Here is a 22,271-nt window from a genome sequence, read left to right on the forward strand (position 1 = left end):
CACTACTTCATCAGCCTCGGGTACTCGGCGTCATGCTCCTTGATGTAGACGGTCTCGGGCGTCACCTCGAAGCGGTCCTCGTTGTCGAAGTCCGCGCGGGACTCGGTGAGGTGGTTCATCAGCACCTCGCCCTTGGTGTTGAGGGTGTGGCGCAGGTAGTCGGTCTGGAGGTTGCCGTGCCAGATGACGCCGAGCTTGTTGACGGTGTAGCGGTCGTCGTGCTCGTCGATGACGCCCGCCGCCAGGTGTCCGTCGATGACGTGCTGCACGCGGGCGAGGGCGGCTTCGCCGACCCGGTCGGCGTAGCTGTTCAGCAGCGCCTTGTCGAGGGACTTGTAGCGGGGGAACATCACCATGATCCGGTCGAGGACGCCGTCGGGGCCGATGGACTGGAGGGTCTCGGTGGAGGCGCCCTGTTCGTCGACGTTGGCCTGCCACTGGTCGACCTTCTCCGGGTTGATCGACACCATGTCGCGGAGGTTGCCGCGGGCGGCGCAGCCGACGCCGATGATGTCCTGCCGGGCGCAGTGCGCGGTCTGGTACTGGGAGCGCTCGGGGCGCTTGGACCAGGTCTCGGCGATGGTGTTGTGGTAGCCGGCCGCGCTGAGCGTGTCGTAGAGGTGCTCGCGCATGGAGAGCAGCTGCCAGGGGCTGCCGGGCTGTTCGACCCTGCCGTCCATGATGAGCTTGTGCAGGGGGCGGTAGGGCAGGTAGATGGTGGTGAACAGGTCGATCTCGGCCGGGTCGTAGCAGTCGAGGAGCTCGGCGAGTTCGGCCTGGAAGCCCTCCAGGGTCTGGCCGGGCAGGTCGTACATCATGTCGACGCAGGTGTCGGCCTTGTAGTCGAGGTCGCGCATGCGGTTGAAGACCGCGTCGACGTCGTCGCGGGTGTCCAGGCGGCCGATCTTGCGATGGATCTTGGCGTTGAGGGTCTCGATGCCGAAGGTGATGCGGTCCCAGCCGTGGTCCTTGAGGACGTCGAGGAGCCCGGGGCGGCGCAGGGTGCGGGGCTCGCCGGTGAAGGACTTCTCGATGCCGTCGAAGTTCGGGACGACCTTGCGGAGGTGGGCGCTCAGCCGCTCGACGGCGGTCACCGGGAGGGTGGACGGGCTGCCGCCTCCTATGTAGATGCCGGTGAACTCGCGCGCCTGCACGTAGGGCTGGCGCATGTACCAGTCGATCTCCTTGATGAGGTAGTCGGTGTAGCGCTCCAGCCGCTCGGAGTCCTGCTTCGGGTAGTGGTACCGGTTGAAGTTGCAGTAGTGGCAGAACGACTTGCAGTACGGCACGTGGATGTACATCATGATCCGGTCGTTCAGGTTGCCGCCCGGGTCGGTCAGGCTGCGGATGTTCTCGACGACCTTCTCGCGCGGGACCTGGTGCCAGTCCATCGTGGCGAAGTTCGGCATGATGTAGTGCGAGACGGTCATGACGCCGTCGAAGGGGACGGGGCGCGAGGCGTTGTCCCCCAGGTAGTACGGCTCCTGGTGCGCGGTCAGCGGTGACACGGTTCCTCCTGCTCGTGCGGTGCGTGCTCGGGGTGTGCCGGGGACGGCGCCCGCCAGCGGATGACGCCGGCTCCCCAGACGAAGCCGGCGCCGACCGCCGCCATCACGATCCGGTCGCCGGGGTGCAGGCGGCCGCGGTTCCTGGCCTGCCGCAGGGCGAAGGGGATGGACGCCGACGAGGTGTTGCCCACGTTCTCGATGCTGATCTCGGTGCGGGACGGCGGGACGCCGAGCTCCGCGGCGACGGCGTGCAGGATCCGTGCGTTCGCCTGGTGGCCGATGAAGAGCCCGACGTCGGCGAGGGTGAGGCCGCAGCCGGTGAGGACGGCGCGGGTCTGCTCGGCCATGGTGGCGACGGCGAACTCGTAGACCTCGCGGCCGCTCATGCGCAGCAGGCGGTCGTCCGGGTCGGTGTACAGCAGGTCCTCGTGGCGGCCGTCCGAGCCGAGGCGGAAGGCGGGCCGCTCGCCGGCGCCCGGACCGGCGGGGGTGACGACGACGGCGCCGGCCGCGTCGCCGAAGAGGACGGCGGTGGAGCGGTCGGTGGTGTCGGTGATGCGGGAGAGCGCCTCGGCGGCGCACACCAGGACGCAGCGGGCCCGGCCGGACTCGATCTGTGCGCAGGCGTGGTCCAGGGCGTAGAGGAAGCCGGCGCAGGCGGCGTTGAGGTCCAGCGCGGGCGGGTGGGGTGCGCCGAGGCGGGTGGCGAGCCCGGGGGCGATGCCCGGGGTGATGCGGTCGGGAGTGATGGTGGCGACCACCACGTGGTCGACGTCGCGGGCGTCGCGCCCGGCGTCGGCGAGCGCTTCCCGGCAGGCCCGCTCGGCCAGGCCGGTCAGTGATTCGCCCGGGCCCAGCCGGCGGCGGCTGTGGATGCCGGTGCGCTTGACGATCCACTCGTGCGAGGTGCCGAGGGGGGTGAAGTGGTCGTTGCCGAGGACGGTGGCGGGCAGGGCCGCGCCGACGCCGGCGATCGTGGCGGTCGTCATCGCGCGCCCCCGGGAGGGGCGGTGGGCGTGGGCGCACGGGCCAGGAGCTCCGAGCCCGGTACGGCCTCGATCGTGATCTCCAGCTCGGCGGCGGGTTCCCCGCGCTGTTCCACCGTCACGGCGACCGTGCCGGGGGCGGTGGGGCGGGCCCGGCAGCGGACGGGTGCGGACTGCTCGGCGAAGGCCAGGAACCGCGCCCGGCAGGCGGTCGCGAGGAGGGCGCCGGCCGGTACGGAACGGGTGCGCGCGCAGGCGGCCAGGGCGGTCTGCCGGGCGGCCTCCATCAGCAGCATGCCGGGGAGGTGGTCGAGGGGGTGGTCGTAGAACACGGGGTCCTGCGGGTCGGCCACGACGTCGGCCACGAAGTCGGCGGCGGTTTCGTTGGCGGCTTCGGTCGCTCGGGGCCGCTCGCCTTCCCCGGATTGCTCGGTGCGCAGGCCGCCGATGACGACGTTGCGGGGGTCCGTGCGGCCCACGGCGGAGGGGTCGCACCGCGGCGGCGCCTCCCCGGCGCCGGGGGCCGCGGTCCCGGTGCTGCCGGCGCGCAGGTCGTCGTAGGAGTCGCCCTCCAGGAAGCGCAGGGTTCCGGTGAAGAGGGCGGCGTCTCGGCCGTCGATGCGGCAGGCCGCGGTGCCGCGCAGGCTGCGCACGGAGCCGTCGCGGCGGCGGCGCAGCCGGTCGATGTCCAGCTCGACGAGGAGGTCGGCGGGGGCGGGGCCGGTGCGGACCGCGTCCAGGCCCGTGAAGGCGATGCCCAGGTCGCCGATCACGAAGCGGCGGTCGAGGGGCACGTGCAGCAGTTCGTGGACGATGGCCTCGACGGTCTGGCGCGCGGCCTCCGCGACGAGGAGGAGGTCGTGGTACGGGGCGGAGGTGTCGTTGTAGTGGCGGTGCAGCCGGGGCAGCTGGGCCGTGCCGAGGAGGCGTCCGCCGCTCTCCGCGACGGCCGTGGTCAGGACCTGTTCCACGGCGCGCTTGTGGACGAGGCTGCGGTGGACGGTCCGGTCGGCGGTCAGTGCGGGAGCGGCCCCGGCAGGGCTCGTCGTTCCGGTGTTCACATCGGCCTCCGTCCGCCGGCGGGAAGTCCCGTATCGGCAGGCTGCCTTGCATCGGCGGGCAGCTCCTTACCAGCAGGAAGCCCCATGCCTGGGGGCATCCCCATACCGGCGGCCCGCATTCCGCCGTCCGCGTGGAGCACTTCGCCGGTGATGCCGCGGGCCAGCTCGGAGAGCAGGAACAGCACCGGGCCGGGCACCACGTCGGCCGCCGCCGTGGCGCTGTCCCAGCCCAGGGGCGCGTTGCGGGCCCAGTGGGCGTCGAGCGCGTCGAAGGTGGCGACGCCGCGGCCGGAGACGGTGTCGACGGGCCCGGTCGCCACGAGGTTGACGCGGGTGCCCCGGGGGCCGAGGTAGAGGGCGAGGTAGCGGCACACGGACTCCAGGGCGGCCTTGGCCACGCCCATCCAGTCGTAGCCGGGCCAGGCGCGGGAGCCGTCGAAGTCGAGGCCGACGACGCTGCCGTGCCCGGCGCCGCGGTGCAGGAGCGGGGCGAGTGCGGTGACCAGGGCGTGGAGGGAGGCCGCGCTGGTGCGGAAGGCCGCCTCGGCGCTCTCGGGCGGCGTGGTGAGGAAGGCGCCGCCGAGCGCGCCGGGCGGGGCGCCCGCGATGGCGTGGACGGCGCCGTCGAGCGCGGGCCAGCGCTCCTCCACTGCCGCGGCCAGGGCGGTGAAGTCGGCGGGGCGGGTCGCGTCGAGGTAGAGCACCTCGGCGGGCTTCGGCAGGTCGGCTGCGGCGAGTTCGGTGATCCGGCGGCTGCGGCCGTGGCCCGTCAGGAGCACGTCGGCGCCCGCCAGCTGGAGTTCCCTGGCGATGTGCCAGGCGATGGAGTCGCTGGTGAGGACGCCGGTGACCACGTAGCGCCGGCCGGGGAGCCGGATCACGCCGCCCTCCCGCCGGAGGCCGCCCGCAGGACGAGGACGGCGTTATGGCCGCCGAAGCCGAAGGAGGTGGACAGCGCGGTCAGCGGGCCCGGCCCGGGTGCCGTGAGGGGGCGGGCGGTGGTGACGTGGTCGAGCGCGCCGAGCTCCGGGTCGGGGTCGCGCAGGCCCACGGTCGGCGGGGCGGTCCGGTGGTGCAGGGCCATGACGGTGGCGACCGCCTCCACGGCGCCGGCCGCGCCCAGCAGGTGCCCGACGGAGGACTTGGTGGAGGAGAGCGGGATGCCGGCGAGGGCGTCGCCGAGGCTGCGGCGGAGCGCGGCCGCCTCGGCCCGGTCGTTGAGGACGGTGCCGGTGCCGTGGGCGTTGATGTAGTGCAGGTCCGCGGGGGTGATGCCGGCGTCCGCGAGGGCGCCGCGGACGGCCCGGGCGGCGCTCTCGCCGGCCGGGTCGGGCGCCGTGAGGTGGTGGGCGTCGGTGGTGGCGGCGTACCCGGCGAGTTCGGCGAGGACGGGCGCGCCGCGCTCGCGGGCGGCCTCGGCGTCCTCCAGGACGAGGATGCCGGCGCCTTCGCCCAGCCGGAAGCCGTCGCGGCCGCGGTCGAACGGCACGGAGTCGCCGGTCGGCGAGAGGGCGCCGGCGTTGAGGAAGGCGGCGCGGACGATGGGCGAGGTCGCGGCCTCGGCGCCGCCCACCACGACCGCGTCCGCCTCGCCGGACCGGATCAGGCGCAGCCCGGCGCCGATGGCCTGGGCGCCGGCGGAGCAGGCGGCGATCACGCAGTGGCTCTCGCCGCGCAGTCCGTGGCGCAGGGCGATCTGGGCGGCCGCGGCGTTGGCCATCATCATCGGGACCATGAGCGGGGAGACGGCCTCGGGGCCGTCGGCGGCCAGGACGGTCTGCTGGATCTCGAAGGTCTCCAGGCCGCCGACGCCCGAGCCGACGAGGCAGGCCACGCGCTCGGGCTCGTAGGGGAGTCCGCCGCTCCAGCCGGCCCCGGTCAGCGCCTCCTCGGCGGCGACCAGGGCGAACTGGCAGAACCGGTCGGTGCGGCGCGCCTCGCGCCGTGAAAGGGCGGGGACGGGGTCGAAGTCCGTGCAGCGGCCCTCTCCCCCGGCGAAGGCGCTCTCGCCGGCCGCGGCCCGTTGGTGGAGCGGGCCGGCGCCGGTGCCGAGGGAGGTGACCGCGCCCGCCCCGGTGACGGCCACGGCGCGAGCGGCCATCAGATGCCCGCGGTGCGGAAGATGGCGTCGAGGGCCTCTCCGACGGTCTTGACGCCGTCCATGTCCTTGGGGCGCACCTGTATGCCGAAACGGCGCTTCACGGCCTGGCCGAGTTCCACGAGGTCGAGGGAGTCGATCTCCAGATCCTCGAATGTGGCATCCGGAGTGATGAGGTCCTCTTCCGCGCCGAAATCGGCCAGAGATGCGGTGACGAATGCCGTCAGGGAGGCGCGGTCGGGCGCAGTGGTCATACGGAACTCTCCGATTCGCTTTCGCACGGGCATGTATACGCACGGGCGTTAGGGAAATGGGGTGGGGAAAATCGGTGACGGGAAGGAAACGGCAGGGAACGGAAAGTAGCGGAACAGAGGAATCAGCCGTGGGGCGGCTGCGGGACGAACGCCGCCGCGGAGAGCCCGCCGTCGACCGTCAGGATGGTGCCGGTCACGTATCCGGCCTCGGGCGAGGCCAGGAAGCGGACGCAGGCCGCGATTTCATCGGGGTGGGCCGCCCTCCGCAGGGGGATCGCGGTGCGCGCGGAGCGTCTGAGGAACTCGACGTCGCGGACGAGCCCGGTGTCGACGAGGCCGGGTGCGACGGCGTTCACGGTGATGCCGCGCCGTGCGGTCTCGATCGCGACGGACCGGGTGAGCCCTTCGAGCCCGGCTTTGGCGGCGGCGTAGTTGGCCACGCCGGGCAGGGACTGCCGGCCGAGCACGGAGCCGATGTTGACGATGCGCCCGAAGCGGGCCTGCGCCATGCCGGGCAGGGCCCGGCGCGTGGTGCGGTAGACGGCTCCGAGGTTGGTGTCGAGCACCGGCTGCCAGTCGGACTCCTCCATGGCCGCGAAGACCTGGTCAGCGCGGATGCCCGCGTTGTTGACGAGGACGAGGACCGGGCCGTGGCGGGCCTCGGCGGCCGTGAACAGCGCTTCGACGGCCGCGGGGTCGGTGACGTCGGCGCGGACGGCCAGGGCCGTGCCGCCCGCCTGCTCGATCGCCGCCACGACCTCCTTGGCCGCCGCCTCGTCCTGCCGGTAGCAGAGGGTGACCGGCCAGCCGTCGGCGGCCAGGGCGCGGGCGATCGCGGCGCCGATGCCGCGGGAGGCCCCTGTCACCAGGGCCGATCCGCCGGGGCGGGAGGCGGGGTGGTGCTCGGTCGGTGAATCCGGACAGGACTGAGCGTTGCGCGACATGCATTTCCCCCGTAGCGAGCGGCGCTGTTCGCCAGGACCTCGCGGTCGCTGCTGTCTGGACCATAGAACGGTGATCTTGGAAAGTCACTAGTCGTTCTTGACTGCTTGTCGGTTACAGGTGTCGTGTCTAACCTCGCGTCCATGGAAGAGAATTCGGCGGCCGAGACGGTGGATTCGACATGTACGGGACGAGTGGAATCGCCGTGCGTGCAAGTGCAAACGCGGGACGGGATCGCCCTGCTCACCCTGAACCGCCCGGCTACGGGTAATTCCATGAATGCCGAGCTGCTCGCGGACCTGCGTTCCGCATTGCGCGAGTTGGCGGCGCAAACCGCACTGCGCGGGGTGCTCATCACCGGCGCCGGGAAGGCGTTCTCGCTCGGCGGGGACGTCCGCGCGTACCACCGGGCCCTGTCGAGCGACTCCTTCGACGCCGCTGCCTACGGCGATCGTCTGACGTCGCTGCTCTCGGAGGTCGTGCTCACCGTACGGTCCATCGGCTGCCCGGTGCTGGCCGCGGTGAACGGCCAGGCGGCGGGCGCCGGCTTCTCGCTGGCCCTCGCCTGCGACCTGCGGCTGGCGTCGCGGCGCGCGTCGTTCCACTTCGCGTACGGGGCGATCGGTGCGTCCACCGACGCGGGCATGGCGTGGTTCCTGCCCCGGGTGGTGGGCTATCCGCGCGCGCTGGAGCTGCTGCTGGAGCAGCCGGTGCTACGGGCCGCGCAGGCGCAGCGCGAAGGGCTGGTGAGTGCGGTGGTGGAGCCGGAGGAGCTGGTCGGGGCGGGTCTTGCGCGCCTGCGGGAGCTGGCGGAGGCCGCGCCGCACGCCGTTCGCAGCGCGAAGCGGCTGCTCGACCGGAGCCTGTCGACGGATCTCGCCGAGCATCTGGAGCTGGAGCGCAAGGACTTCGCGGAGGGCGTGGCCTCGCAGGACATGCGGCACGGGGTCACGGCTCTGCTCGACGGAGAGTGGCCGCGCTTCCAGGGGCGCTGACCTCCTTCTCCGCAGCGGGGGCACGGCCGGAGCCGCCCCTGAGGCAGAGGGTGAGGAGGACGGCCGGCACCGTGCTCGCGGCGGCGAGGAGCCAGCCCCGCTGGAGGGCGTGGCGCAGGGCGTCCGGGGCGGGCGTGCCGACGGCCGCGACCAGCAGGGCGACCCCGAGCACGGCGCCGGTCTGGCGGGCCGCGGAGTTGGCGGCGGTGCCCACCGCGAACCGGGCCGCGGGCACGTCGGCGAGCGCCGCCGCGCCCAGGCCGGGCAGGCTCGCCCCGGCCCCGATGCCGGTGAGCGCGCTGACGGGCAGCCACCGGCCGGCGAAGTCGGGGTGCGGCCCGATCCACGTCCCGTACAGGCAGGCGCCGGCCGCGAACACGAGCATCCCGGCGACGCAGACCGCCCGGACCCCGTAGCGGCGGGCCAGCCGCTCGGCGGGCAGGGCGACCAGGGACGCGGCGATGGGCGCGGGCGTGACGGCGAGGCCCGCCCGCAGCGTGGAGTAGTCCCACACCGCGGTCAGGTAGAGGACGTTGCACAGCAGGGTCGCGAAGAACGCGACCGCGAAGAGCAGGGACGCCGCGTTGGCCACAGAGAAGGACCGCAGCCGTAGCAGGGCCGGGTCGACGACCGGGGCGGCGTGGCGTACGGAGCGCAGGGCGACGGCGAGCAGCGCCAGGGCGGCGAGCGCCAGGAAGCCGAGCGTGGGCCATGACCCCCAGCCCCAGTCCTGGCCCTTGACCGCGGCGAGGGCCAGGGCGCCGACGGCGACGCCGAGGACGCCGGCCCCGGGCAGGTCGGGCAGGGGCAGGCCGCGGGGCTCGCGGCTCTCGGTCAGCACCCGCCACCCGGCCGCGGCCGTCACGGCGCCCAGCGGCAGGTTGACCAGGAAGACCAGCTCCCAGCCGCGGAGGGCGACGAGCACCCCGCCCACGGACGGGCCGATCCCGGCGGCGACCGCCGAGGCCGCCCCGTACGCGGCGACGGCGGCGGCCCGGCGGGCGGCGGGGAAGACCTCCAGGAGCAGCGCGAGCGACGTCGGGACGAGCAGGGCGCCGCCCGTCGCCTGCGCGACCCGGGCCGCCACGAGCACCGGCACGCTCCCGGCCAGGGCGCACAGCCCCGAGGCCGCGGTGAACAGGGCGAGGCCGAGCAGGAAGGAGCGCTTGCGGCCCCAGCGGTCGGCGAGCCGCCCGAAGGGGACGAGGAAGGCGGCGAAGGCGATGTTGTAGCCGTTGAGGACCCAGGAGAGGTCGCCCAGGGAGGCGTGCGGGAAGGAGGTCTCCATGTCGGGGACCGCGATGTTGACGATCGTCGCGTCGAGGAAGGCCATGAACGCCCCGGCCAGGGTGACGGCGGTGACGGACCTGCGGCGCAACGGCGGCCGGCTGCTCACGGGTGACCTCACCAACGGGACGTCGACGTCGGGCACAGGCCGGGAATTTCGGCCCCTGGTGGAGCCCGGGCACTGTATGCCGCCGCGGCCGGGCCGGACAAGGAGATGCGCGCCGCCGCCCGCGGCTCTCCGGTCCCCCCGGCCGCTACCGAGGGTGACGGCGGGAGGCTTCCCGTTCGCGCGGCGGAAGAGGGCGGGGTAGACATGGGATATGGCCCGAATCCGGGACCGCTCCTCGGGGCCCTCGGGCCGCAGGTTCACCGGTCGGCGCCGAGACAGCAGGCGTGAGCCGGGGCAGTCGCACCACGGCTCGCGGGTGCCGTCGGCCGGACGTCTCCGGTCGATGGTGCGCAGCCGCAGTGTCGCCGGTCAGATGTTCCTGCTGCAGCTGCTGATCGTTCTGCTGCTCGTCGTCGCCGCGGTGGTCACGCTGGTACTCCAGGCGCGGAGTGACAGGTTCCAGGCGGCGCGCGACCGATCGCTCGCCGCCGCACAGGCGTTCGCCCACGCCCCCGGCCTGGTAGAGACCCTGCGCGGCCCGGACCCCAGCAAGGTGCTCCAGCCGCTGACCGAGGCCGCCCGCAAGGAGGCCGGCGTCGACTTCATCGTCGTCACCGACCGGGAGGGCGTGCGCTACACCCATCCGCGCCCCGAGCTCATCGGCAAGCGCTTCATCGGCACCATCGCGCCCTCGCAGGCCGGGCACGTCACCGTCGAGAGCGTCAACGGCCCCCTCGGCGAGGAGGTGCAGGCCGTCGTCCCCGTGGAGGACGACCACGGCAACGTCGTCGGCCTCGTCTCGTCCGGGCTGAAGGTCAGCTCGGTGAGCAGCGCCGTCGACCGGCAGCTGCCGCTCGTCCTCGCCGCCGGCGGCGCAGCGCTCGCCCTGGCCACGGGCGGCGCGGCCCTGGTCAGCCGGCGGCTGCGGCGCCAGACGCACGGCCTCGGCCCGTCCGAGATGACCCGGATGTACGAACACCACGACGCGGTCCTGCACGCGGTGCGCGAGGGCGTCGTCATCGTCGGCGGGGACGGCCGGGTCCTGCTCGCCAATGACGAGGCGCGCCGGCTCCTGGACCTGCCGCAGGACGTGGAGGGGCGGCCCGTCACGGGCCTCGGCCTCGACCCCCGGATGGCGGAGCTGCTGGCGTCCCGGCGCGTCGCCAACGACGAGGTGCTGCCCGTGGGGGACCGGCTGATCGCGGTGAACAACCGGCCCACGGACCGCCGGGGCGGGCCGCCCGGCAGCGTGGCTACCCTGCGTGACTCCACCGAGCTGCGTGCGCTGGCGGGAAAGGCCGAGGCGGCGCGCGAACGGCTCAAGCTGCTGTACGACGCGAGCGTGGCCATCGGCACGACGCTCGACGTACAGCGCACCGCCGAGGAGCTCACGCAGGTGGCCTCCCCCCGGTTCACCGACTACGCCACCGTCGACCTCGCCGAGCCCGTCCTGCGCGGCGACGAGCCCCGGATGGTGGGGGTGGGCGGCGAGGCGCCCGAGCTGCGCCGGGTGGCGCTCAGCGGCGCCCGCGACGACCACCCGCTCTACCGGGCGGGCGAGGTGCACCGCTTCGCCGCGCCCACGCCCCAGGCCACGGGCTTCGTCAGCGGGAAGGCCATCCTCGTGCCGGACCTCTCGGCGTCCGCGGGCTGGCGCACCCAGGACGTCGAGCGGACGCAGGAAATACTGGACTACGGCTTCCACTCCCTGATCACCGTGCCGCTCAAGGCGCGCGGCGTGCTGATGGGCATCGCCAACTTCTGGCGGACCGAGGGCAACGACACCTTCGAGGAGGACGACCTGTCCCTGGCCGAGGAGCTGGCGGCGCGGGCCGCGGTGTGCATCGACAACGCCCGGCGCTTCACGCGCGAGCACGCCATGGCCGTCACGCTCCAGCACAGCCTGCTGCCGCGCGGCCTGCCCGAGCAGAACGCCCTCGACATCGCCTACCGCTACCTGCCGGCCCAGGCGGGGGTGGGCGGCGACTGGTTCGACGTCATCCCGCTGCCGGGGGCGCGCGTCGCCATGGTCGTCGGCGACGTCGTCGGCCACGGGCTGCACGCCGCCGCGACGATGGGCCGGCTCCGTACGGCCGTGCAGAACTTCTCCGCCCTCGACCTGCCGCCGGACGAGCTCCTCGGGCACCTCGACGAGCTCGTCGGCCGCATCGACCAGGAGTCCGCGGGCCCGGACGAGGAGGCCGCGATCGCGGGCGCCACGTGCCTGTACGCGATCTACGATCCGGCCACCGGCGTGTGCGCCATGGCCCGGGCCGGGCACCCCCTGCCGGCGCTCGTCCACCCCGACGGCTCGGTCGAGTTCCCCGAGCTGCCCGCGGGGCCGCCGCTGGGCCTCGGCGGGCTGCCCTTCGAGGCCGGGGAGCTGGAGCTGGCCGAGGGCAGCAGCCTCGTGCTCTACACCGACGGCCTCGTCGAGGACCGCAAGCGGGACATCGACGCGGGCCTCGCGATCCTCCGCGACACGCTGGCCCACCCCGGCCGGACGCCCGAGGAGGCCTGCGACGCGGTGATCAGCGCGCTGCTCCCGGCCCGGCAGCGCGACGACATCGCCCTCCTCGTCGCCCGGACCCGCCGCCTCGCCGCCGACCGGTCGGCGGAGTGGGAGCTGCCCTCCGACCCGGCCGTGGTCTCGCGCGCCCGCGCCGACGTCACGCAGCAGCTCTCCGACTGGGGCATGGACGAGGCCGCGTTCACCACCGAGCTGATCCTCAGCGAGCTCATCACCAACGCCATCCGCCACGCCTCGGGCCCGGTCCGCGTCCGCCTGCTGCGCGACCGCGCCCTGATCTGCGAGGTCGCCGACGGCAGCAGCACCTCTCCCCACCTGCGCTACGCCGCGGCGGAGGACGAGGGCGGCCGGGGCCTGTTCCTCGTCGCCCAGCTGGCGGAGCGGTGGGGGACGCGGTACACGCCGGAGGGCAAGGTGATCTGGGCGGAACAGCCGTTGCCGTGAGACGGCGGGAACAGCCCGGCCCCGGCGGGACATGCGGCGCCGCCGGGGCCTCGCAGGAGGCCCCGGCGGCGTGTATCCGGCGAGGTGCGGCTCAGCGGCCGCCGCTCAGGTTCTTCCTGGCCTTCTCCGCGGACTCCTGGATCTTGCCCGTCAGCTTCTCGGCCCGGCCCTCCGCCTCCATCCGCTTGTCGCCGGTCGCGCTGCCCGCGCTCTCCTTGAGCTTGCCCTTGACCTGCTTCGCCTTTGCCTTCGCCTTGCCCATGACGGGGCCTCCCTGTGTGTGCGATGAAGGGGGTTCTGCCGGATTCCACCCTCCGGCCGGTCCCCCGGGCCCGCAACCGCAGGGCCGGACGCACCCCTTCGGCGGCTTCAGTTCAGCCAGAACCCCGAGCGCTCCAGCCACAGGTCGAGGAGGGGTTCGTCGCCGAGGATCTCGACGCCGCCGGTGCCGCTGGGCGTGGGGCGCCGGTAGACGAACAGCACGAGGTCGGTGAGCGTGCCGCGCACGGCGACGGCGGCCTTCGCGTGCGCGTGGCTCCAGCGGGCGGTGCCGCCGGTGAGGTCGACCAGCCACTCCCCCGCGGTCGTGCCGGGCGCGGGGCCGGTGGCGTGGAAGTGGAGCGTGCGGCCGGGGCCGAGCAGTGCGGGGCCGCCCGGCGGGGTCCGGGCGGCTTCGGCGTACGAGGCGAACGTCATCCATTCGTCGAGGGCGTCGAGGGCGACCTCTTCGTCCAGCCGGTAGTCCGCGCCGGCGGCGAGCGCGGCGTCGGCCCGGTGGACGGCCGTCTCGTGGGTCATGCGGCGGGCCCAGAAGGCCGCCGAGCGCTCCTCGGAGGGCGTCCACACCCGCGCGCCGGGGCCGGCTTCGCGCAGCGTCCGGGCGAGCCGTTCGGCTCCTTCGGCGAGCCAGGTGCCGAGGAAGGCGCCGTCCTCGTCGGTGTGGCGGGCGAGGGCGGCGTCGCCGACGAGGTCGTCGGGGACGGGCCCGGCGGCCCGGGTGCGGACGACCTCCTCGGCCCAGCGGTGGGTGCCGCCGACGTGACGCAGCAGCTGTCCGAGGTTCCAGCCGGGGCAGGAGGGCACGGGGGCCCGCATGCCGGCGCCCTTGGCGTGCGACCTCAACAGGTCGGTCTGCGCCGTGACTTCGGCGCAGCAGCGGTCGAAGCTGAGGGTACTCATGGGGCCACGGTACGGTCCGGGGCGGGAGCGCTGCCGCCGCCGGGGCCGGGGTAGACCCGTTCCAGGGCCTCCCAGCCGCTGTCGTGGGCGCGGACGGCGGCCTCGGCCCGGCCGCCGCCGCGCAGCCCGAACAGGCGCTTCGCGTACAGCAGATACGCCACGACGGCGAGGTTGATGGCGAGGGTGAGGACCTTCAGGACGCTGATGTGCCCGGTGAGTTCGTAGAGCTCGGGGACGAGGAGCACGGCGGTCGCGACGAAGGTGAGGTACTCGGCCCACCGGCGCGCCCGCCACAGGCCGACGGCCTCCACGCCTTCGAGGAGCGCGTACGCGGCGAGGACGGCGCCGATGACCCACAGGGTGCGGCCGTGGGCGGCGAAGGCCCGTTCGGCGTCGCCGAGCAGGCCGTGGCCGTGGGCGCCGGTGGGGCCGCCGACGCCGGTCTGGAGGGCGTCGGCGAAGCGGTAGAAGGGGTCCCTGAGGCGTTCCCGCTCGCGGGCGAAGACGAGGACGGCGACGGCGAGGACGGTCAGGACCGCGCAGTGCAGCATCCGGTCGAGGGCGATCAGGCGCAGGACGTAGCGGTCGCGCAGGGGGCGGCCGCGCAGGGGCAGCTCGATGCCGTCGCGGCCGGGGGGCGTCTCCCGCCCGGGCCGTTCGGGCGGCGGGAGGGGCAGCCACGCGTCGCAGCGCAGGCAGCGGTGCCAGCGCGGGCCGCCGGGTTCTTCGCGGACGATCAGGGCGTCGGCGGGGCGCACGGCCGCGGCGTCCGTGCCGACGAGGCGGTGGCCGTGCAGGGCGCACTCGGCGAGCTCGTAGCGGAGGCGGCGGCGTTCGGGGCGCGCGCCCGGAGCGGCTGTCAGTCCCGGCCCGTCGCTCACGCGTCCACCGTCCCTCCGACACCGGCCCGGCCGTCGTGGCCCTGCGGGCCGCTTCAGGGCACGAGTATGGCCGGTCGGGCCGCAGCCGGCCGGGATTCGGGGAGGGTTTTCAGCATCCTTGTACCGCCGCGCCTACGGGCGTTCCCGGCGCGCCGGTGCGCCGGTGCCGGGCTCCGCCTCCGGCTCCTCGGGCATCAGGGGTTCGGCGTCGCGCCACTCCTCGGTCCGGGTGGGCCGGCCCGAGCGGGTCAGCTCCGCCACCTCCTTCTTCAGCTCGTCGTCCCGCTTGGCTCCGTGCTTGCTGCTTCCCCGGTCCATCGTGCGGTCCTCCTGATTGCCACAGGTGCTGGAACCCGTCGGGTGCCCGGACCTTTCCGTGTTAAACCAGCCGCCGTCTCCCTGCTGGACCACCGCCGACTCCCTGCTGAGCCGGTCGTCGGCCCCTCCCCGAGCTCAAGATTTAGTTAGGTTAGGCTTACCTCACTTTACTGGGTGAACGCCCCAGGTGAACGTGAGAATCAGGAGCCCTCTATGAGGCTGGGTCCGCTGTTGGTCCGCACACGCGAGGGCCTGCCGGCCCTGCCCGAGCCGGGCGGCGTACGGGTGGCACGCGCCGCCGACGCCCCCGCGCTCCACGCCCTGTCGGAACCCTTCATGCGGACGGGCGCGCTGCGCCGCCGGACGCCGCACGTGTACGCGGCCGGGTTCGCGGAGTTCTTCGTCGCGGAGGACGCCGACGGGCTCCTCGAAGGCTGCGTCGCCCTGCGCACGTTCCCCGCCGACGGGCTGCCGGCCGCCGCCGGCAAGGCGGGCGTGCTGCACAACTTCTGCGTACGGCAGGGCCGCCAGCGCCGCGGCGTCGGGTCACGGCTGCTGACGGCGCTGCTGCTGCACGCCTCCGACCGGTCGGTGACCGAGGTGTTCGCGGCGACGACCGGCGACGGCGAGGCCTTCCTCCGCAGCGGCTTCCGCGAGACCGGCACTTCGCGGGCGCCGCGCACCTGGGTGGCGGCCCTGGATCCCGGCCGCGGCTCCCGCGTCTTCTCCCGGCCCCTGCCCGGGGCCCCGCTCCCCGAGGGGAGCGCCCCCGCTCAGCCCAGGCCTGCTCGCCACTGGCGGGCGAGCACCCACACGAGGTAGCAGCCTCCGACAACGCCGGTCAGGACCCCCACGGGAAGCTGCGTGGGGGCCAGCATCCGCTGCGCGGTGATGTCGCTGACGGCGAGCACCAGGGCGCCGAGCACGGCGGACGGCAGGAGGCCCGGGCCCGGGGAGCGGGTGAGCCGGCGCGCGACCTGCGGGGCCACCAGGGCCACGAACGGGACGGGGCCGGCGACCGCGGTGGCGAGCGCCGTGAGCCCCACGCCCGTGACGAGCGCACCGGCCTTGGCCCGCTCGGTCCGTACGCCCAGCGCCGACGCCGTGTCCTCGCCCATCTCCAGCATGCGCAGGGGCCGGCCGAGGAGCAGGGCGGCGGGGGCGAGGACGGCGAGCGCGGCCGCCATCGTCGTCACGTGCTGCCAGCCGCGGCCGTTGAGGCTGCCGGTGAGCCAGACCTGGGCGCTCTGCGCGTCGGTGAACGACGCCTTGGCGATCAGGTAGGCGTTGGCCGAGGAGAGCAGGGCGCTCACCCCGATGCCGACGAGGACGAGCCGGAACGCGGCCGCGCCGCGCCGCCACGCGAGCAGGTAGACGGCGGCGCTGGTGACCGCGCAGCCGGCGACGGACCCGGCGGCGACCGAGGCGGCCCCCGCGCCCAGCACGAGGAGGGCGACGAGGGCGCCGGTCGCGGAGCCGACGGTGAAGCCGATGACGTCGGGGCTGCCGAGGGGGTTGCGGGCGACGCTCTGGAAGAGCGCCCCGGACAGGCCGAGCGCGGCGCCCGTCAGAAGGGCCGTCAGGAGCCGGGGCAGCCGCAGCTCTTCGACGATGTACGCATAGGCCGGGTTGCCGTCTCCGGCGAGGACGCGCAGCACGTCGGGGACGGGGATGCGGAAGTCGCCGGTGGTCAGCGTCCATACGCCGGTCGCGGCCGCGGCCAGGAGCAGGGCGGCGCAGACGGCGGCGGTGCGCGGGTCCCAGCGCAGGGACAAGGCAGGTCGGCCGGGGCGGCCGGGCAGGGCCAGGCGCAGGGTGCGCGTGCGCGCGGCCCGCGGGGGCCCGCCCGGCCGCCGCGCCCGGCCGGGGCGCGGGCGCGCAAGGGGGGTACGGCTGGTCACAGTTCGCTGATCCTCTTGCGGCGGACGAGTGCGATGAACAGGGGCGCTCCGAGGAACGCGGTGACGACGCCGGCCTCCAGTTCCTGCGGGCGCAGCACGACGCGGCCGAGGATGTCGGAGGCGAGCAGCAGGGCCGCCGCAAGGACGGCGCTGTAGGGCAGGACCCACCGCTGGTCGGGGCCGGCGATCAGGCGGGCCACGTGCGGAACGGCGAGTCCGACGAAGGCGATCGGGCCGACGGCCGCGGTGGCGGCCCCGCACAGCAGGGTGATCGCCGCCATGGTCGCGAACTGCGTACGGCCCGGGTGGGCGCCGAGCGCGCGGGCAGTGTCGTCGCCGAGGGCCAGGGCGTTGAGCGGCCGGGCCAGCAGGGCGGCCAGCAGGGTGCCGGCGGCGAGGAACGGCAGCACTTGGCGGGCGAGGGCGCCGTCGGCGGCGCCGAGGGTGCCGATCTGCCAGAACCGGAAGCGGTTGAGGGCGAGCGGGTCGAGCAGGATCAGGCCGTTGACGACGGCGGTGAGGACGGCGGTGACGGCCGTGCCCGCAAGCGCGAGCCGGACGGGGGTGGCCCGGGACCGGCCGCGGGTGCCCAGGAGGTGGACGGCCGCCGCGGCGACGGCCGCGCCCAGCAGCGCGCACCACACGTAGGAGGTGAAGGCGCCGAGGTCGAGGAGGGCGGTCGCGGCGGCGACGGCGGCCGCGGCGCCGGCGTTGACGCCGAGCAGGCCGGGGTCGGCGAGCGGGTTGCGGGTGAGGGCCTGCATGAGGGCGCCCGACAGGCCGAGGGCGATGCCGACGCCGATGCCCAGGAGGCTGCGCGGCAGCCGGGAGGTGCGCACGACGATCCAGTCGTCGTTGCCGGGGTCGTGGTGCAGGAGGGCGTGCAGGACGTCGCCGGGCGGGATCGTCTTGGCGCCGATGCCGATGCTCAGCACGGCGAGGACGGCGACGAGGGCGGTGCAGGCGAGCAGCCCGGCGGCCCGCCGCGCGTGCTGAGCGCGGCGGGCCGGGGACGGCCCCTCGCCCGCGGCGTGCTGCGCGGGACGGGGGCCGTCCGCCGCGGCCGGAGCGGCGGTCGTGTCGGGAGAGGCGGTCCGGGCGGGAGGGGCGGTGTTGGTCACGCGTGCTCGTGCTCGTCGTCCGCGTGGTGGTCGTGGTTCTCCACGCCGCGCTTCCAGTAGCCGTCGATGTCGACCTGCTCCTTGGCCATGCCGAGCTCGCGGCGCAGGTAGCGGCGGATGGGCTTGAGGGTGCCGGCCTCGCCGGCGATCCACGCGTAGCCGAGCCCGGCGGCGGGCAGTTCGGCGGCGCGCACGGCCCGCTCCAGCAGGTCGCTCGTGCCGGGCGGGGCGTCGCCGCGGTGCAGCCAGGTCAGGGTGCAGTCGGCGGCGGTGGTGAAGTGCTGCTCGTCCTCGGGGCCGGGCACTTCGGCGAAGGCGAGGACGCGGGCGCCGGCGGGCAGCACCTCCAGCCAGCGGCCGAGCGCGGGCAGGGCGGTCTCCTCGGCGGCCAGCAGGTACCAGTCGTGGACCATCGGCAGGATCTCGGAGCCGCGCGGGCCGAGGACGCCGAGCCGCATGCCGGGCTCCGCGCGCGCGGCCCACGCGGAGCCCACGCCGTCGCCGTGCAGGACCATGTCGACGTCCAGCTCCTGCGCTTCGGGGCGGTAGTGACGGACGGTGTAGTCGCGGGTGATGGGCTCCACGGGGGCGTCCATCCAGGTGTCGTCGCGGATGACCGGCTCGACGGGCAGTTCGGTGCCGGCCTCGGCGAAGCAGAGCTTCACGTGGTCGGTGGGCGCCTGTTCGCAGAACCCCTCCAGAGCCGGTCCGGCGAGCGTCACCCGGACCGTGGAGGGGGTGATGCGGTCGACCCTGCGCACCTCCAGCAGGCGGTACTTGAGGGGGTGGCGGACGATGCGCACGCGCGGCGGGAGCGTCTCAATGGTCATCGATCATCCCAATCTGGCGGGGGTGTGCCGCGGGACCGGCACCGCGTTGCGGTGGCCCCCGCGCACGGGCGTGCGGGGGCCACCGGGCTTCACGTGTACGGCCGGAGAACACCCCCCGGGCCGAACTTAGGCAACCCTAACCTAACTCATGATGCATTGACCATCGTTGTACGGGCCATCGTTGCGTCGGCCGTCGTTCCGGCCACCCGGCCGCCGTCCAGCGCGATCACCCGCGGCAGGCGGGCGATGGTCGCCGGCCGGTGCGCGACGACGACGATCGTGCGGTCGCCGCGCATCCCGTCCAGCGCGTGCTCCAGCCGGCCCGCCGTCACCGGGTCGATGTCCGCGGTCGCCTCGTCCAGGACGAGCACCGCGGGGTCGGCGAGCGCGGCCCGCAGCAGCCCGACGATCTGCCGCTCCCCCGCCGACAGCCGGGAGCCGCGCACGCCCACCTCGGCGTCGAGGCCGCCGAGGTCACGGAGCCAGTCCTCCAGGCCCAGTTCGGCGACGGCCCGTTCCATGGCGGCCCGGTCCGGGGTGGTGTGCACCAGCTCCAGGTTCGCCGCCACCGTGCCGGTCACCATGCGGACCTCCTGCGGCACCAGGACGACGCGCCGGCGCAGCTCCGCCTCCGGGATGTCCCGCAGGTCGACGCCCGCGAACCGCACCACGCCGCGGTCGGGCGCGTACAGGCCGCACAGCAGCTTCGACAGCGTCGTCTTGCCCGAGCCGGTCTCGCCGACCACGCCGGTGCGGTCGCCCACCGGGAAGGTCAGCGAGACGCCGCGCAGCACCTCCGTACCGTCGCGGTAGGAGTAGCCGAGGTCCTCGCAGACGAGTTCGCCGCGCAGGGGCGGCTCCGCGGCTGTCCCGGCCGCTCCGGGGGTCTGCGCCGCGGCCCGGTCGGTGGCCGCCAGCAGGTCCAGCAGCCGGGCCAGGCCCGTACGGGCCGTCTGCACTTCGCCGACGAGCTGCGAGATGTCCGAGAAGGAGTCGAAGAGGTTGCGGCTCGCCAGGACGAACACGACGACGGTGCCGACGCCCATCGCCCCGCGCGAGACGGACCAGCCGCCCACCAGCAGCAGCACGACCAGCGCGAACCCCTCGATGAGGCCCACCAGGTCGATGCGGTTCTCCACCCGGATCGCGCGGCGCGCGGCGCCGACGGCCGCGGTGTTCTCCCGGTCGAAGCGGCGCAGCCAGCCGGGCAGGCCGCGCGCGCTCTGGAGCGCCTCCCGTACGTTCAGGGTCTCGGTGAACGTCGCCGCGACCGTCGCCTCCGCCGCAGCCTTCCCGCCGAACGCGCGCGGCGCGGACCGCTGGAACCAGCGCATCACCAGCAGCGTCAGCGGCACGAAGACGGCGAGCTGCACGAGCGCGAGCTGCCACGAGTAGCCGAAGAGGACGACGAGGGTGAAGAGGAGCGTCGCCGTCGCCGACACCAGGTTGCGCAGGTGCATGCGGACGAACGAGGCCAGCGCGGCCACTTCGCCCGTCGTGCGGCGCAGCAGGTCGCCGCTGCGGTGCGACTCCAGGAACCGCAGCGGCGCCGACGCCAGGTTCTCCACGCACTTCTCGCGCAGGCTGCGCACCACGTTCTCGCCGGCCTTCGCCAGCAGCAGCTCGCCGGCGCGGGCCAGGCCGAGCTGGAGGACGGCGAGGAGGACGAGGACCGCGGCGGCGGACAGCAGCCCGCCGCGGTCCTTGCCGAGCAGCGCGTCCGTCGCCCGCCCGATCAGCGGGGCGACGGCCACGAGCGCGGCGGAGTCGGCCAGCCCGACCACGACGGCGACGAGGAGGGCCCGCCGGTGCGGGCGCAAGTACGGGGCGGCCCGCCGCAGCACGCGCCGCTCGTCGGGCTGCTCGTTGAGCAGAACCGTCTCAGCCACGGGGACCCTCCGGGGTGGGGGTGGGAACGGATGCGGGTACGCCCGCGGATGCGGGTTCGGACGCGGCGGGGCCGGCGTCGGCGCCTGCCGGGTCGAGGCCCTTGCCCGGGGCCTCGCCGGCGTCACCCCCGCGGCCCGTGGCCGTCAGCGTCACGACGCGGTCGGCCGCTTCCAGTACCGCCGTGCGGTGCGTGGCGAAGACGATCGTGCGGCCCGCTGCCCACGTGCGCAGGCGGTCCAGGACCGCCCGCTCCGTGGTGGTGTCCAGGGCGGAAGTGGAGTCGTCCAGGATCAGCACTTCCGGTTCGCCGAGGAGCGCGCGGGCGATGGCCAGCCGCTGCACCTGACCGCCCGACAGGGCCGTGCCGCTCTCGCCGAGTTCGGTGGCGTAGCCGTCGGGCATCGCGGCGATCTGGTCGTGGATGCCGGCCGTGCGGCACGCGTCGTGCAGGGCCTCGTCAGGCAGGTCGCGGCCGAGCCGCAGGTTTTCGGCGACGGTGCCGGACAGCAGCATCGGCCGCTGGGCGACGTACGCGATCCGCCCGCGGATGTCGTCGAGGGCGGCGTCGCGCAGGTCGGTGCCGCCGTAGCGGACGGTGCCGGTGCCGGGGTCGTCGAGCCGTACGGGCAGCCGCAGCAGTGTGCTCTTGCCGGAGCCGGTGGCGCCGTCCACGGCGACGAACTCGCCCTTCCGGACGGTCAGGTCGAGCGGCGCGAGGACGGTGACGCCGTCGCGGACCGCGCTGACGCCGGTCAGCTCCAGGTCGCCGCCGGAGGTGAGTGCGACCGGCTCGGCCGGGTCGGCGACGGTGGCCTCGATGGACAGCGCCTCGTCGATGCGGGCGGCGGCCACGTCGGCCTGCCCGCGGGCGAGGAGCCGGTCGACGAGGACCCGGGTGGCGAGGGTGATGCTCGCCATCCAGGACGTGAAGGCGACCAGCCCGCCGACGGTCAGCCGGCCGTCGAGGACCGCGAGCCCGCCGACGCCCACGCCGATCGCCACGGCCATGCGCGGCACGAAGGGCGCGACGGACGCCCAGGAGGCCTCGATCCGGGCCGCCTTGACGGTCCGGTCGGTGACGGTGGCGCTGGCCGCGGCGTGCCGGTCCACCAGCGGCCGGTGGCCGCCCGTGCCGCGCAGGCCGGTGCCGAGCTGGAGCAGGTCCGCGACGGCCTCGGCGCGGACGCCGTGCGCCTCGGCCAGCTCGCCGCTGGCCGCGCCGAAGCGGCGCGGGAAGTACAGGTTGACCCAGACCAGGAACGGCAGCATGCCCAGCGTCACCAGCAGCAGCGACACGTCGAGCACGCCCATGCCGGTCAGGACGCCCACGAACGTCGTGCCGAGCACGACCCAGATCGCCAGGCCGTGCACCCACTCGCGCACCAGGTCGGTGTCCCGGCCGGCGCGCATGGCCAGGTCGCCGTGGCCGCGCGAGGCGAGCGCGGCGCGGTCCAGGCCGGCCAGGTGCCGCAGCAGCCGGGAGCGCAGGTCGGCGCCCACCTTGGCGTCGGCGGAGCCGGCCCAGTACTGCCAGCCGTACAGCCCGGCGAACTGGACGGCGGCGGCGGCCAGCGCGGCGGCGGCCCACCCCAGCAGCGCGTTGCCGTCCTCGGCCGTGACGCCGTCGTCCAGCGCCTTCTGGATGCACCACGGGACGGCGAGGAAGGCGACCTGCCGGATGCCGGCGGCGGCCATGGCCGCGCCGACCGTCGCCCAGTGCGGCCGCAGGGCGCCGCGCAGCAGGGCGCGGGCCCGGGCGCGCCGCTCGGGCGAGAGGTCCCGCGGGCCGGGCTCCGTCTCCTCCGCGGCGGCCCCGGCCTCCTCCGGGGTGTCCTCGGCGGGCGGCGGGCCCGGGGGCTCGTCGGCAGTGCCGGGATGGTGCTCCGGCTTGGCGTGTTGGGTGCTCACGACGTCAGGTATCCGCTCTCAGCAGGTCG

20 protein-coding genes are annotated in these 22,271 nt (G+C 74.8%); 3 read left to right on the forward strand and 17 right to left on the reverse strand.

The window, feature by feature from the left end:
• Positions 1 to 2 precede the first annotated feature (2 nt).
• The 7 genes from D7231_RS17430 to fabG all read right to left on the reverse strand — a co-directional run bounded on the left by D7231_RS17430 (position 3) and on the right by fabG (position 6,851).
• A complete protein-coding gene (locus D7231_RS17430) occupies positions 3 to 1,508 on the reverse strand; it encodes a coproporphyrinogen-III oxidase family protein (protein WP_120756365.1) in 1,506 nt (501 codons plus the stop codon).
• Entirely contained in the window at positions 1,496 to 2,497 is a 1,002-nt protein-coding gene (locus D7231_RS17435; RefSeq protein WP_120756366.1) for a beta-ketoacyl-ACP synthase III, read from the reverse strand. Before D7231_RS17435 ends, D7231_RS17430 begins: the two co-directional genes overlap by 13 nt.
• Positions 2,494 to 3,555: an AfsA-related hotdog domain-containing protein gene (locus D7231_RS17440; protein WP_120756367.1), complete on the reverse strand. Its 1,062-nt coding sequence runs from the start codon at positions 3,553 to 3,555 to the stop codon at positions 2,494 to 2,496. Before D7231_RS17440 ends, D7231_RS17435 begins: the two co-directional genes overlap by 4 nt.
• The gene (locus D7231_RS17445; protein ID WP_120756368.1) at positions 3,552 to 4,436 is read right to left on the reverse strand and encodes an SDR family oxidoreductase; all 885 of its coding nucleotides are present in this window, start codon (positions 4,434 to 4,436) and stop codon (positions 3,552 to 3,554) included. Before D7231_RS17445 ends, D7231_RS17440 begins: the two co-directional genes overlap by 4 nt.
• A complete protein-coding gene (locus D7231_RS17450) occupies positions 4,433 to 5,656 on the reverse strand; it encodes a beta-ketoacyl-[acyl-carrier-protein] synthase family protein (protein ID WP_120756369.1) in 1,224 nt (407 codons plus the stop codon). Before D7231_RS17450 ends, D7231_RS17445 begins: the two co-directional genes overlap by 4 nt.
• A complete protein-coding gene (locus tag D7231_RS17455; RefSeq protein WP_120756370.1) occupies positions 5,656 to 5,907 on the reverse strand; it encodes an acyl carrier protein in 252 nt (83 codons plus the stop codon). The genes D7231_RS17450 and D7231_RS17455 overlap by 1 nt, the downstream gene beginning before the upstream one ends.
• A gap of 122 nt (positions 5,908 to 6,029) precedes the next feature.
• The gene (fabG, locus tag D7231_RS17460) at positions 6,030 to 6,851 is read right to left on the reverse strand and encodes a 3-oxoacyl-ACP reductase FabG (protein ID WP_120756371.1); all 822 of its coding nucleotides are present in this window, start codon (positions 6,849 to 6,851) and stop codon (positions 6,030 to 6,032) included.
• Between the two features lie 141 nt (positions 6,852 to 6,992).
• On the opposite strand from fabG, the gene D7231_RS17465 reads away from it, so the two are divergent.
• Positions 6,993 to 7,844, forward strand: a complete 852-nt coding sequence (locus tag D7231_RS17465; protein WP_147449753.1) for an enoyl-CoA hydratase/isomerase family protein — start codon at positions 6,993 to 6,995, stop codon at positions 7,842 to 7,844.
• Here the strand turns inward: D7231_RS17465 and D7231_RS17470 are convergent.
• The gene (locus D7231_RS17470) at positions 7,798 to 9,240 is read right to left on the reverse strand and encodes an MFS transporter (RefSeq protein WP_147449754.1); all 1,443 of its coding nucleotides are present in this window, start codon (positions 9,238 to 9,240) and stop codon (positions 7,798 to 7,800) included. The genes D7231_RS17465 and D7231_RS17470 overlap by 47 nt on opposite strands.
• Before the next feature lie 373 nt (positions 9,241 to 9,613).
• On the opposite strand from D7231_RS17470, the gene D7231_RS17475 reads away from it, so the two are divergent.
• Positions 9,614 to 12,214, forward strand: coding sequence for a SpoIIE family protein phosphatase (locus D7231_RS17475; RefSeq protein WP_391474372.1), 2,601 nt, complete (start codon positions 9,614 to 9,616; stop codon positions 12,212 to 12,214).
• A gap of 91 nt (positions 12,215 to 12,305) precedes the next feature.
• Here D7231_RS17475 and D7231_RS17480 read toward each other — a convergent pair whose 3' ends face one another.
• The 4 genes from D7231_RS17480 to D7231_RS17495 form a co-directional block, all read right to left on the reverse strand.
• Entirely contained in the window at positions 12,306 to 12,476 is a 171-nt protein-coding gene (locus tag D7231_RS17480; protein ID WP_120756375.1) for a CsbD family protein, read from the reverse strand.
• 107 nt (positions 12,477 to 12,583) lie between these two features.
• Positions 12,584 to 13,393 carry a maleylpyruvate isomerase family mycothiol-dependent enzyme gene (locus D7231_RS17485; protein ID WP_120756376.1) on the reverse strand — a complete coding sequence of 270 codons (810 nt, stop codon included), beginning with the start codon at positions 13,391 to 13,393 and terminating at the stop codon, positions 12,584 to 12,586.
• The gene (locus D7231_RS17490) at positions 13,390 to 14,274 is read right to left on the reverse strand and encodes a DUF2127 domain-containing protein (protein WP_120756377.1); all 885 of its coding nucleotides are present in this window, start codon (positions 14,272 to 14,274) and stop codon (positions 13,390 to 13,392) included. The genes D7231_RS17485 and D7231_RS17490 overlap by 4 nt, the downstream gene beginning before the upstream one ends.
• A gap of 132 nt (positions 14,275 to 14,406) precedes the next feature.
• A complete protein-coding gene (locus D7231_RS17495) occupies positions 14,407 to 14,592 on the reverse strand; it encodes a hypothetical protein (RefSeq protein ID WP_120756378.1) in 186 nt (61 codons plus the stop codon).
• Between the two features lie 213 nt (positions 14,593 to 14,805).
• On the opposite strand from D7231_RS17495, the gene D7231_RS17500 reads away from it, so the two are divergent.
• On the forward strand, positions 14,806 to 15,414 hold the full coding sequence (locus D7231_RS17500) for a GNAT family N-acetyltransferase (RefSeq protein WP_120756379.1): 609 nt from the start codon (positions 14,806 to 14,808) through the stop codon (positions 15,412 to 15,414).
• On the opposite strand, the gene D7231_RS17505 is transcribed toward D7231_RS17500, so the two are convergent.
• The 5 genes from D7231_RS17505 to D7231_RS17525 all read right to left on the reverse strand — a co-directional run bounded on the left by D7231_RS17505 (position 15,366) and on the right by D7231_RS17525 (position 22,242).
• Entirely contained in the window at positions 15,366 to 16,493 is a 1,128-nt protein-coding gene (locus D7231_RS17505; RefSeq protein ID WP_199739392.1) for a FecCD family ABC transporter permease, read from the reverse strand. The two genes, D7231_RS17500 and D7231_RS17505, sit on opposite strands and share 49 nt — an antisense overlap.
• The gene (locus D7231_RS17510) at positions 16,490 to 17,614 is read right to left on the reverse strand and encodes a FecCD family ABC transporter permease (RefSeq protein ID WP_120756380.1); all 1,125 of its coding nucleotides are present in this window, start codon (positions 17,612 to 17,614) and stop codon (positions 16,490 to 16,492) included. Before D7231_RS17510 ends, D7231_RS17505 begins: the two co-directional genes overlap by 4 nt.
• The gene (locus D7231_RS17515; RefSeq protein WP_120756381.1) at positions 17,611 to 18,444 is read right to left on the reverse strand and encodes a siderophore-interacting protein; all 834 of its coding nucleotides are present in this window, start codon (positions 18,442 to 18,444) and stop codon (positions 17,611 to 17,613) included. The genes D7231_RS17510 and D7231_RS17515 overlap by 4 nt, the downstream gene beginning before the upstream one ends.
• A gap of 146 nt (positions 18,445 to 18,590) precedes the next feature.
• Entirely contained in the window at positions 18,591 to 20,333 is a 1,743-nt protein-coding gene (locus tag D7231_RS17520; RefSeq protein ID WP_120756382.1) for an ABC transporter ATP-binding protein, read from the reverse strand.
• The gene (locus tag D7231_RS17525) at positions 20,326 to 22,242 is read right to left on the reverse strand and encodes an ABC transporter ATP-binding protein (protein WP_120756383.1); all 1,917 of its coding nucleotides are present in this window, start codon (positions 22,240 to 22,242) and stop codon (positions 20,326 to 20,328) included. The genes D7231_RS17520 and D7231_RS17525 overlap by 8 nt, the downstream gene beginning before the upstream one ends.
• Positions 22,243 to 22,271 lie beyond the last annotated feature (29 nt).

Source organism: Streptomyces klenkii (assembly GCF_003626645.1).
GTDB lineage: Bacteria > Actinomycetota > Actinomycetes > Streptomycetales > Streptomycetaceae > Streptomyces > Streptomyces klenkii.